The sequence below is a fragment of the Terribacillus aidingensis genome (genome assembly GCF_040703035.1).
Classification (GTDB): Bacteria; Bacillota; Bacilli; order Bacillales; family Amphibacillaceae; genus Terribacillus.
Map to the genome: position 1 here is coordinate 1,799,870 of NZ_CP159996.1, position 11,398 is coordinate 1,811,267.

General features: G+C 44.8%; 14 protein-coding genes. 2 read left to right on the forward strand and 12 right to left on the reverse strand.

From position 1 onward, the window contains the following. Positions 1-19: 19 nt before the first annotated feature. The 10 genes from ccsB to ABXS78_RS09565 all read right to left on the reverse strand — a co-directional run bounded on the left by ccsB (position 20) and on the right by ABXS78_RS09565 (position 8,613). Positions 20-1,177, reverse strand: a complete 1,158-nt coding sequence (ccsB, locus tag ABXS78_RS09520) for a c-type cytochrome biogenesis protein CcsB (protein ID WP_366247072.1) — start codon at positions 1,175-1,177, stop codon at positions 20-22. Beyond that, positions 1,177-2,712: a cytochrome c biogenesis protein ResB gene (locus tag ABXS78_RS09525; RefSeq protein WP_366247073.1), complete on the reverse strand. Its 1,536-nt coding sequence runs from the start codon at positions 2,710-2,712 to the stop codon at positions 1,177-1,179. Before ABXS78_RS09525 ends, ccsB begins: the two co-directional genes overlap by 1 nt. 17 nt (positions 2,713-2,729) lie before the next feature. Next, positions 2,730-3,263 (reverse strand): thiol-disulfide oxidoreductase ResA, encoded by a 534-nt coding sequence (gene resA / locus ABXS78_RS09530; RefSeq protein ID WP_366247074.1) that lies wholly within the window; start codon positions 3,261-3,263, stop codon positions 2,730-2,732. A 56-nt stretch (positions 3,264-3,319) separates the two neighbouring features. Continuing rightward, a complete protein-coding gene (locus ABXS78_RS09535) occupies positions 3,320-4,060 on the reverse strand; it encodes a pseudouridine synthase (RefSeq protein WP_366247075.1) in 741 nt (246 codons plus the stop codon). A gap of 64 nt (positions 4,061-4,124) precedes the next feature. Beyond that, positions 4,125-4,658: a spore maturation protein gene (locus tag ABXS78_RS09540; RefSeq protein ID WP_366247076.1), complete on the reverse strand. Its 534-nt coding sequence runs from the start codon at positions 4,656-4,658 to the stop codon at positions 4,125-4,127. After that, entirely contained in the window at positions 4,655-5,248 is a 594-nt protein-coding gene (locus ABXS78_RS09545) for a nucleoside recognition domain-containing protein (protein ID WP_366247077.1), read from the reverse strand. The genes ABXS78_RS09540 and ABXS78_RS09545 overlap by 4 nt, the downstream gene beginning before the upstream one ends. After that, entirely contained in the window at positions 5,242-6,273 is a 1,032-nt protein-coding gene (locus ABXS78_RS09550; RefSeq protein WP_366249910.1) for a D-alanyl-D-alanine carboxypeptidase family protein, read from the reverse strand. The genes ABXS78_RS09545 and ABXS78_RS09550 overlap by 7 nt, the downstream gene beginning before the upstream one ends. A gap of 125 nt (positions 6,274-6,398) precedes the next feature. After that, positions 6,399-7,256: a superoxide dismutase gene (locus tag ABXS78_RS09555; RefSeq protein ID WP_366249911.1), complete on the reverse strand. Its 858-nt coding sequence runs from the start codon at positions 7,254-7,256 to the stop codon at positions 6,399-6,401. Between the two features lie 48 nt (positions 7,257-7,304). Next, the gene (gene scpB, locus ABXS78_RS09560; RefSeq protein WP_366247078.1) at positions 7,305-7,877 is read right to left on the reverse strand and encodes an SMC-Scp complex subunit ScpB; all 573 of its coding nucleotides are present in this window, start codon (positions 7,875-7,877) and stop codon (positions 7,305-7,307) included. Then, positions 7,861-8,613, reverse strand: a complete 753-nt coding sequence (locus tag ABXS78_RS09565) for a segregation/condensation protein A (protein WP_366247079.1) — start codon at positions 8,611-8,613, stop codon at positions 7,861-7,863. The genes scpB and ABXS78_RS09565 overlap by 17 nt, the downstream gene beginning before the upstream one ends. Before the next feature lie 136 nt (positions 8,614-8,749). Between ABXS78_RS09565 and ABXS78_RS09570 the strand changes: the two genes are divergently transcribed. Next, a complete protein-coding gene (locus tag ABXS78_RS09570; RefSeq protein WP_038561009.1) occupies positions 8,750-8,830 on the forward strand; it encodes a YjcZ family sporulation protein in 81 nt (26 codons plus the stop codon). 48 nt (positions 8,831-8,878) lie between these two features. On the opposite strand, the gene ABXS78_RS09575 is transcribed toward ABXS78_RS09570, so the two are convergent. Beyond that, positions 8,879-9,232 (reverse strand): GNAT family N-acetyltransferase, encoded by a 354-nt coding sequence (locus tag ABXS78_RS09575; RefSeq protein WP_095217955.1) that lies wholly within the window; start codon positions 9,230-9,232, stop codon positions 8,879-8,881. 352 nt (positions 9,233-9,584) lie between these two features. On the opposite strand from ABXS78_RS09575, the gene ABXS78_RS09580 reads away from it, so the two are divergent. Then, the gene (locus ABXS78_RS09580; RefSeq protein WP_095222623.1) at positions 9,585-10,025 is read left to right on the forward strand and encodes a peptidylprolyl isomerase; all 441 of its coding nucleotides are present in this window, start codon (positions 9,585-9,587) and stop codon (positions 10,023-10,025) included. A gap of 37 nt (positions 10,026-10,062) precedes the next feature. Here ABXS78_RS09580 and lysA read toward each other — a convergent pair whose 3' ends face one another. Continuing rightward, positions 10,063-11,361, reverse strand: coding sequence for a diaminopimelate decarboxylase (gene lysA / locus ABXS78_RS09585; protein ID WP_366247080.1), 1,299 nt, complete (start codon positions 11,359-11,361; stop codon positions 10,063-10,065). Positions 11,362-11,398: the final 37 nt, after the last annotated feature.

Genomic DNA, 11,398 nt, shown 5'->3' on the forward strand with positions numbered 1-11,398 from the left:
CCCCTTTTCTCTTTTTATGTTAAGCATACGCGTGTAATCCTACGATAAGCAAATTTACTGCCAGCAAATTGAACATGATGATACAAAAGCCGATCACTGCGAGCCATGCTGATCGTATGCCCTGCCAGCCTCTCAGCATACGTATGTGTAAATAAGCAGCATAAAAAAGCCACGTAATCAGCGCCCATACTTCTTTTGGATCCCAGCCCCAAAAGCGATCCCATGCCTGCTGGGCCCAGATCATCGCAAAGATAAGCGCACCAAGTGTGAAGATAGGAAAACCGACTGCTACAGAACGATAGCCGATATCATCCAGCATATCCTTAGGCATTCTGCGCACTAGCGGCTGCAGTGCTGCTCCGATTCTCCTTTTAGTAAAGAGACAAATGAGAACATAAAGTACACAACCAGCGAGCAAGGACAAGCAGATTGTATTTAGCTTCATTGCCGCATTTTCACCGCGCAGCCAGTCGGGAACAGATATACCGATCGGAAATGGTGAGGATATCGTATCATTTGGAACAAAGACAGGCGGCAGCTGATAGATGATGCTTGCCTCTGCTGTCGTCACACTAGCAGTATATCCGAATGTTCGGAAAAGAATAGCGAGCAGCATGTAGCCTGCAACTGATAATATAACTACGATTATGCTTTCAATCAGCCATACCCTCTTATGCTGTTTGTCTTGATTCGTTTCATGCAGGATATAAAGAAAACCAGCGAAAAAGCTGACAGCAAGTACGGCTTCCCCTAGTGCAGCCGTTGTTACATGAATATACAGCCAATGACTTTGCAGCGAAGGCACAAGCGGTGCTACTTCCCGCGGAAACATGGCTGCACATCCAATGATCAGTATACTGATCACCAATGCCGTTACCGCTAAAATCGGGTAGCGGTAATACCGATACATAATCAGCAGAACCAATATGAGCATCATGCCAAAGAAGGTCATGAATTCAAATAAATTGCTTACCGGTGCATGTCCGCTGTACACCCATCGAAGGATGAAAAAGCCGAGCTGTGCAATCCATCCGGCAGCAGTGACAGACCAAGCAATCCGCTCAATAAGGTCATGCCTATGCTTTGCCGCTGACCATGTGAATAAGATGATACCAAGCAGGTAACTGATAAAAGCAGCTTCCAGCAAATGACCGCTAATGATAGATAACTTTTCCATCAGCTGCTCTCTCCTTTATCATAATTGTCGAAGATACTATCCAATTCTCTTTCAAAGGAGGACGCATGCTTATTCGTATGTCCTGCAATAAGATAGGAGCCATCAGGTTGTCTTTGAAGCCAGATCCTGCGATGCTGCCAATAAAGTCCCTGGACAAGACCAATCATGAAAATGAGTCCTCCGAGCAGGAATACTGGTAAAGTCAAATCGCGTTTCACGGACAATCCAGTTACATTATGCGTATCATAATCCACTGCACGTACGTTGTATTTGTTCGTTTCTGTCTCCGAAACAACCTCATCAATTGCTATGAAAAGTCTTTGCGTATTATCGCCTTCTGAAATATCAAAAACGAATGCAGGATTTCGAGGGTATTTAGATGCAGTAGTCATTTTGTCCCTGTCCAATTGATAGTCCGGATAATAATCAACTAATGTTGCTTGAAGACCGTTATCAAGCGTATAATTCGCTTGGGGATTATCGGTATCGACTTTAAAATCAGCTGATGTACCTTCTTCATTTTCAGCGCGGAGAGTCAAACTGCTGAATTCATTCAGCTGATAGCCTGATTGATAGATCGTAAACCCAGCTGCTTTGACTGGATGATTCACGGACACCTTCAATTGTGTCAATACCTTCAAACCAGGAGTATCGCCGGCAATATGATCCTCACCTTCGTAAACAATGATATCTGTTGTGAAGCTTTTCGGAATCGACCTGCCTTCTTGTTCGATAGCAGCTTTGAACTTTGGATCATCCTTATCGTATGTATCGACATTGAATTGTTCATTTTTGATAAACAATGATTGATCGGTATCGGGTACTACCGCTGTTTCACCATCCCTTATCCATACAAATTCATCTTGATAAAAATAAGGAAACAGCCTAAGGAAAGCTGCCAGCAGCACTAGGAGCAGCCCGATATGATTCACATATGGACCCCACCTGGCAAACCTGTTTTTTTCAGCCAGATAATCCTGTCCATCTTGGCGGATACGATAACGTCTTGCCCGTATTTGCTTTAACAAGATCTCTTGATCACTGATTTCCATATTCCGAACATACACTTGACTTATCAGGAAATGTTTTTTGCGCTTCACTGGCTGCAGCTTCAATGCACGGTACAAAGGGAAAAACCGGTCGATACTGGCAATCAGGATACTTGCACCAAGCATCCCGAGGAGCGTCATATACCACCATGAGCTGTATAACTGATCAAAACCGAATGCATAATACAGACTCCCGAAGTTGCCATATTCTGATTCGTAAAATTCCTGAGCCAGTCTATCAATAGGTATGTATGCCCGCTGCGGAAGAATGGTGCCGAGCGCCGTTGCAAGCAAAGTCAGGAAGAGGATATACATACCGTTCCGCACAGATGCGAAAAAACGCCAAACCTTATCGATCATTGTCTGGTTGCTCTGCTGGGAGCGGCGGTCTGCATTTTCATAGCGCATGTCCATTTTTTCGTTTACGTAGCTTCCGCAATGGTCGCACTTTTCGTTTTCATGCTTACATTTAGAACATTTCTGCACAAACATCGCCTCTTTTCTCAAGGCACAATCTCATCTAAATATTCCTCCAGCCGCTCCGTTTCCAACGGCCCATAAACAGTCCTGCTGACTGTTCCATCTGCTGAGATGAAAAACGTAGCCGGCAGTGCATCTACTCCATATGCTTCCATCACTTGTCCATTATCCTGCAAAATTGGAAAAGTAAGATCATACTGCTTTCGGAAACGATCAATGACAACGCTGCTTTCGTCCACATTGACAGCAGCAAGAATCACATCTTTGTTTTCATATGTATGGGATGCCTCTTCGAACAAAGGCATTTCCTGCTTGCAAGGCTCGCAATAAGTTGCCCAAAAATTGACTAGGACACCTTTGCCGCGCATATCAGATAGTTTGAACTCTTGGCCACTCTGCATATCCGTCAGCGTGAATTCAGGTGCCTGTTGTCCTGCTTCCACCTTTTCTGCCTTTCCTTCTCCCAACAGCTGCCAGCACGCTGTCAAAACAAGGCCAGCCAGTAAGACAAGCACAGTCAGACGTACAATGAAACGCCTCTTACGAATAGGTGTCATGTATCCTCACCTCTTTGCCAAGTATAGCACGTCTTCCAGCCTGCAATTTTGACAAATTATTTACTTTTTTCTTTGTATTCCATTTTGAACCGATGTACTTCTTCCGGGGTCAGCTTACGATATGCACCCGGCTGAAGCCCTTCAAGTGTTAAGAAACCATATCTTTCTCGCTTTAGTTTCTGAACAGGAAATTGAATTCTTTCCATCATTTTTCTCACCTGACGATTGCGCCCTTCATGCAGGATAATTTGAACAAGGCTTGTATTCTTCTTTCTGTCAGCACTCATCAGCTTCGCATAAACAGCTTTGCATTTATGTCCGTCAATCATAATGCCGCGTTTCAGCTGTTTTAACTCATCCGGGCTAGGTATGCCTTTGACTTTGGCAACATACACTTTGTCGATCTTCTGGCTTGGATGCATGAGCATATTGGCAAACTCTCCGTCATTCGTCAGAAGCAGCAAACCTGATGTGTCATAATCAAGACGGCCAATTGGATAGACTCTTTCCAATACTTCCGGCATCAAATCGAGCACTACTTTCCGGTCTTTCTCATCCTGCACGCTTGAAATGACGCCGCGTGGTTTGTAAAGCATATAATAGACAGACTTTTCCTTTTCAAGCGGTATTCCATTTACTTCTACAGTGTCTCTATCGGTCACTTTGATACCAAGTTCCTTCACAACCTTGCCATTGACCTTGACTTTGCCTTCCAAAATCATCGTCTCGGCTTTTCTTCTTGATGTAATCCCGCTGTGGGCAATTACTTTCTGCAGGCGTTCTGCTTGTTTATCCATTTACTGATCCTCACTTTTTATCATCAGGAACAAAAGAAAGAGCGTTAACGGTTGTCAACGCCTCTCATGCTCCGAATATAATCGTTACTACTATTATTGATGCCATTATACCAATAACATCAGCCAACAGTCCAACTTTTAATGCATCTCCCATCTTACGGATACCAACGGCACCAAAATAGACAGTCAGCACATAAAAGGTGGTATCCGTACTTCCCTGAAGCACGGAAGCCAATCTGCCAATGAAAGAGTCCGGACCATGGGTTGCAATCAGTTCTGTTGTCATTCCGAGTGCTGCTGTTCCGCTGATCGGCCTTACGAGTGCCAGCGGGACGATATCAGCAGGCATTCCGATAAAGCTCAAAAAAGGTGTAATCAGACCGATAATGGCATCCAATGCACCAGAAGCCCGAAGAATCGCAATCGAGACTAGCATTCCGAGCAGAAAAGGGAGTATCGAGATAGCCAAACCGATACCTTCCTTGCCACCATCCACAAACAGTTCGTAAGTAGGGAGTCGTTTCGCAGTCGCGATAGTTAGTACAACAAGAATGAGACAAGGAATGATCCACATACTGGCGGTAGTAAGCAGACTCATAAATGCCGCTCCTTCCGTCTCCTGATTTCATAAAAGAGCCTATCAATCAGAATGGCTCCAATGAAAGAGATGATAGAAGCCAGTAAGGTAGCGCTGACAATCTCGGTCGGTGATTGCGAATCATATTTCATCCGCACAGCAAGCACAGTCGTTGGAATCAGCGTCAAACTGGATGTGTTGATAGCCAGGAAGGTTATCATCGAACGGCTCGCTTTGGGACTGCCGCTTAGCTTCTTCATCTCTTCCATCGCTTTTATTCCCATTGGTGTCGCTGCATTCCCCAAACCAAAGAAATTAGCAGTCAGGTTGGACAGGATATATCCCATTGCCGGGTGATCCTTCGGAATGTCTGGAAACAACCTGGCAATGAACGGCTTGGACAGCCGTACCAGACCTTTTAAAAGTCCGGCGGCTTCTGCTATCTTCGTCATGCCGAGCCAAAACACCATCACGCTGATCAAACTGATGGCAAGTACGACTGCATCATCTGCACTTTTGAATATTGCCTTATTCACTTCATCCATCGTCCCATTGATCATGGCATAAATAATACCGCCGATCGCCATGATTGCCCATATATAATTCACCATAAGCGGACACCCGCCAGATCGTCAAACACTTGCTTTGTCTTACCGGCCAGTGTCGGTTTCTCTGGAACTGCGAAAATTGGCACTGTACCGATTTTCTTTTCATTCAGATAATAAATATCCGCACCGATCTGCTGGTTTTCCTTTTGCTTGTCCGGTTTCAGAAGCTGTGTATTCGTATGCGCTTGTTTCTTTTCCTGTTCGGAAAGCGGATAGATTAGAGATGTGCCTGTCCCAGACTGTTTCAGCTTGGTAAGCTCAAATTCATCGAATCCCCATTCAAAAAGATTCATATGATCCCGCCAATCATCCGGGTCATTTATCGTAACAACCACCAGTTCCATTCCATCTTTTTCAGCGGTACTCACAAGTGTCCGACCTGCCTTTTTCGTATAACCTGTCTTACCGCCGGTAGAGTATTCGTAATAACGCGTGAGCATTTTATTTTTGTTTCCCCAGGCATACATCTTGGTATCTGCTTTATATGTTTTCGTTCCGCTGATCTTACGGAATGTCTCATTTTGCATCGCATACTTCGTCAATAACGCCATGTCATAAGCGGAACTGTGATGTGTCTCTGTATCCAGGCCGTGCGGATTATCAAAATGGGAATCCTGCATGCCAAGCCATGCCGCTTTCTCATTCATCAAGTGGGTAAACCCTTCTTCACTGCCGCCCACATGTTCAGCTATGGCTACGGCTGCGTCATTTCCGGATCGAAGCATGAGCCCATAAACAAGATCTTTTAACGGGATTTCCTCTCCTTCCTCTAGATAAATAGAGGATCCCTCCGTATATACAGCATTTTTGCTGATATGGACCTCTTCATCCATCTTTCCAGATTCTATCGCGATAATAGCAGTCATGATTTTTGTGATACTGGCGATTCTTTTCGGCTCAGATGCGTTTTTTTCATATAAAACCCTGCCAGTAGAAAGCTCCATCAGAATTGCTGCATCTGCAGATACGCCAGGTTTTGACGCCGCTTGCCCTGGCAGGAGCATCGCACAGAGGATTATGGCAGTCATTACAACCAGAACGCGCTTGAACATGTTTCAAACCCTCCCTTAATCATCTATCATCAGTGTATGCACAGAAGACAAGCTTATGAATAAGTGAAAAACCCCTATCCTTATTTGGATAGGGGTTTTTCTTAAAATGGTGCCCAGTTCACTTGCTTGGCAGTTTGGAATCTTTGGGCCACATTCGCCCAATTGACGACGTTCCACCAATTTTCCACGTACTTCTTTTTCTCTGTTTTATACTGCAGATAATAGGCATGCTCCCACATATCCAAGACTAATAAAGGAATAGTATCTGCCAAACTGAAGTGCTGATGCTTTTCAAGCGTCTGAATAGCTAGGTGGTGCGACCTGGGCTCCCAAACTAGAGTGGCCCAGCCGACCCCTTCCACACTGTCAGCAGCCTTTGAGAACATTTCCTTGAACCTCTGGAAGGAACCAAAGTCTCTCTGGATCTGCTGCGCCAGCTGTCCGGAAGGTTCTCCGCCGCCATTAGGCGACATATTGTACCAGAAAATCGTGTGGAGGAAATGACCAGAACCATGGAAGGATTGCTCTCTTAAATAATGCTTATAGTCCGAGCTGGTTTTGTTCCCCCGATTCAGGTAAAGCATTTCTTCTGCTTTATTCAGACCATCAACATAGGATTGGTGGTGTTTTGTATAATGCAGTTGCATGATTTCCCTGCTGATGTGCGGCTCCAGTGCATCAAAGCGGTAAGGAAGCGGCGGAAGCCTGTGCTGCCCCCAGCTGACACTATTCTGGCGGCTGGCTTGCCCTACCCGGGCTGCAATCCTCTCTGCATCCTGACGAAACTGCAATACTGCTTCCTGTGCAATAGTTTCGGAGTCTAAAAGCGTATGCTGCAAATTATGCTGCAGCTCACGAAGGTCGGCTTCCCATTCCTGTATTGAAGTCTCCCCCACATGTACTTGCATTGCCTTGCTCCATTCCAGCAATGCTTCCAGATAATTTCTGTTGTTCAAGATCACTCACCTCGCCCTAGCATATGTGCCCATTCAGCTAAGGGAATCTTGTCAATTCGATTCGGCAGGGAAATCTTCGAAGAACAGGTCTGCGGCTCCTTCCGGGTCATCGGTTCCTTCCGGCAGAGGAGGCAGATCATCCAATGTATGCAAACCAAAGTAAGCAAGGAAAGCAAGTGTCGTAACATATAAAATCGGTCTGCCTATACCTTCCTTACGTCCGCTTTCTTCTATGAAACCTCTGGCAACAAGTGTTTGAATCGGCCTCTCGCTTTTAACCCCGCGCACTTCCTCGACCTCGACTCTTGTGATTGGCTGTTTATAGGCAATGATAGCAAGCGTCTCGAGCGCCGCTTGAGATAATTTGCTGTTTTGCGGCGAATCCAGCAGTTTCCGATGATAAGCTGCGTGCTCTGATTTGGTTGTCAGATGGTAGGCACCTTTCATTTCCATGATGGATAAACCGCGATCTGGTGATTCGTAGGCTTCCCTCAGAGATGCTAATTCCTTTTCAACTTCTTTTTCTCCTATTTCCAATGCATGCATGAGCTGTTTTTTTGTCAACCCTTCATCTCCAGCTGCAAACAATAGCCCTTCCAAAATACTGTTATACGGTACTTCCATCGTGCATCCCCATTTCAAATACGATTAACTCATCAAAATGCCGTTTTTGCTTACAGAAAATCTGCTGTTTTTTCATCAATTCCAATATAGCCATAAAGGTAACGACGATGTGCTGCTTCGTCCGTTCCGGAAATAATTCGAAGAAATCGACCCCTTCTTTTCTGGCTTTAACAGATTGCAGCACTTCTCCCATCCGATCCTCCAGCATAATTTCTGCGCGCTGAATTTTCGTATCGAGCGGCTGACTCCATTCCCTTCTGCGGAAAACACGCTGCAAGGCAGCTACCATATCATAAACAGTAACTTCACCTGGCTCGAGCGGTTTCAGTTCCGGCTTGTCCGGAAGCGGAGCTGGCGGCCGAGTATAAAGCTTGTCAGCAGACCGCTCTTTCTCTTTTAAATCTTCTGCTGCTTCCTTGAACTTACGATATTCGATCAAGCGGTTCATCAGCTCATCCCGTGGGTCTTCTTCCTCCATCGCTGATTCTTCATCAAGTGTTGCTTGATTCGGCAAAAGCAGCTGGCTTTTCATAGCCAGAAGCGTTGCCGCCATCACCAAATATTCACTGGCAATGTTCAATTCTAATTGCTGCATCGTATGTATATAGTTCATATATTGCTCGGTGATCACAGCCACCGGTATATCATAAATATCGATTTCGTATTGATTAATCAAATGCAGGAGCAGATCGAGCGGGCCTTCAAATCCATCCAGTTTCACACTGTATCCTTGCACAAAATCTCCTCCTTCCGAAAAAAGTTCACTACCGCCCATACCCAGACTAACTTTCCGTCATACCTTATACCGTAAGATAAATGTTCAGACATCTGGCTTTTATCTGAGTCTTAACTTATAAAGGAGGAATTTCACCATGGGTAGCTACGGCGGAGGATTTGCTTTGATCGTTGTGCTTTTCATTCTTCTAATTATCGTAGGTGCTGCTTGGCTATAAGCCGAGCGCACAAAGAAAACCAGCCCTCTTAGGAGGCTGGTTTTTATTTTAAGCTTCTGTTTCGCATTTCTCAAGGAAATTCTTTGTTTCATCCGTCGCAGTGACTTGATGCATCGGCGAATACATATTACGTAATTCACAAACCATCTGTTTGCCGATGCCATTGCCCCGGTGAGATGGATCGACCGAAATATGCTGCACGATAGCCTTATCCTCATCGATTACGACTCCCAGCGCCCCGAGGATATCATCTTCATCTTTCCAAAGAAACAAGTGCCAATTCGGATTGTTATTGTATTCCTGAATTGTCTGCTGCAATTTTTTCACTTCTTTTACATCGGGCATGAAAGATAAAAGTCCCATTGCGATTTTTTCCATTGACTTCTTGTATCGTATTAGCATAATAACCCCTCATTAAGAAAATAACCTTCTGGCCATAGAGAGAAGAAAAAGCAAACTAGCCCCCATCATGATCCAGAAAAGCACCTTCTCTTGTTTGTCACTATCCTGCAACTGTTTTTCAACTCCTGCCGTACGTAGTCTTATTTAAAACCTATCTACGTTTTTTGTCAACTTTACTTCCTGTATTTCTCCCATATACTTTCTGCCGGACTACAACAAGGAAATTCCATGATAGTTTCTCCTACATTCCATACTCCATACAAAGGATAGAAGCAGAATCTGGCGAGAGTGAGGGTTTATGTGGTAGAATCATCACGAGTACATACTCACTTCAATTTAGGAGGACAAGCAAATGGCTAAAAAAGGTTACATCCTGATGCTGGATGGCGATAAAATTGAATTCGAATTATATCCGGAGGAAGCACCAAACACAGTAGCGAACTTCGAGAAGCTCGCAAATTCCGGTTTCTATAATGGCGTAACGTTCCACCGTGTCATCCCAGGCTTCGTAAGCCAAGGCGGCGACCCGACTGGCACTGGTGCCGGCGGCAGCGGTACGACAATCAAATGTGAAACAGAAGGAAATCCCCATAAGCATGAAGCCGGCAGCTTGAGCATGGCGCACGCTGGTAAAGATACAGGCTCCAGCCAGTTCTTTATCGTGCACGAGCCACAGCCGCATTTGAACGGTGTTCATACTGTATTCGGAAAAGTAACTTCAGGTCTTGAAGTTGCTCGTAACATGAGAAACGGCGACACAATGGAAACTGTAGAAGTTTTCGACGAAGAATAAAAAAAAATCCTGTATGCATGATGCATACAGGGTTTTTTTATTCATAAGAAAGATCCAGCCTTGTCAATTCCTCGGCTTCTTCTCTTCTGACAACTAGTCTGTCAACTCCATCTTCCACAAAGACAACAGCAGGTCTGCCAAAGCGGTTATAGTTGTTTGCCATCGCATAGCCATATGCTCCAGTACTGAAAACCGCAAGCAAGTCTCCAGCCTCTGCTTTTGGCAGATCAATATCCCAAATAAGCATATCACCTGATTCACAGCACTTACCTGCAATGGAAACTGTTTCTATTGCTTCCTCATCTGCGCGGTTAGCGATTTTCGCTTCATATACAGCTTTATAAAGTGCAGGACGTAGATTATCCGTCATTCCGCCATCGACAGAAACATATTTGCGCACACCAGGAATCTCTTTTACTGAACCGATTGTATAAAGTGTAACTGCCGCATTCCCTACAATCGATCTCCCTGGCTCAATCCAAATTTCCGGCATGTCGATTGACACTTCATCGGCTGCTGCTTTGATTCGTGTTACCAGTGCATGGATATAATCAGACAATGGAAGCGGTTCGTCGTTTTCCGTATAACGGATACCAAAGCCGCCGCCCACATTAAGTACTGCAGGTGCATATCCATAATCAGTCTGCCAAGCTTTTATGAGCTCAAACAGTCTGTCTACTGCCATCAGGAAACCGTCAGTTTCAAAGATCTGGGAACCGATATGACAATGCAGCCCCTTCATTCTGATCACTTCGCTATCCTTTACTCTGCGAAACGCTTCTTCAGCTTGTCCATTACTGATATCAAAGCCAAACTTCGAATCCTCATTGCCAGTCAAGATATAATCATGTGTATGTGCTTCGATGCCTGGTGTGACGCGCAGCAGGATATCCATCTGCTTTCCTTGTTCCTTCAATACTGCTTCCAATAAGGCAATTTCATGGAAGTTATCCACAACCACACAGCCAATATCATGTTCAACAGCCATGGAAAGTTCTTCATAGCTCTTGTTATTGCCATGCAGATGGATTTTCTCAGTCGGAAAATCGGCTTTCAAAGCAGTATGCAGCTCGCCGCGGGAAACCACATCCAAACTGAGTTTCTCCTGCTTCGCTACCTGCACCATCGCAACTGAAGAAAAAGCCTTACTGGCATATGCTACTTGCGCTTTGACCCCCAATGTTTCAAACGCTTCGACAAATGCCTTGGCATTGTTTCGGATAATACCAACATCATATACGAATAAGGGTGTACCATATTTTTTAGCTAATGTGACGGCATCCACTCCGCCTATTTCCAAAATGTGCTGATCATTGATAACAAAAGGATGCTGCATAAAATAACCTCCAAACAACGGCTTCATCGGATAAGCA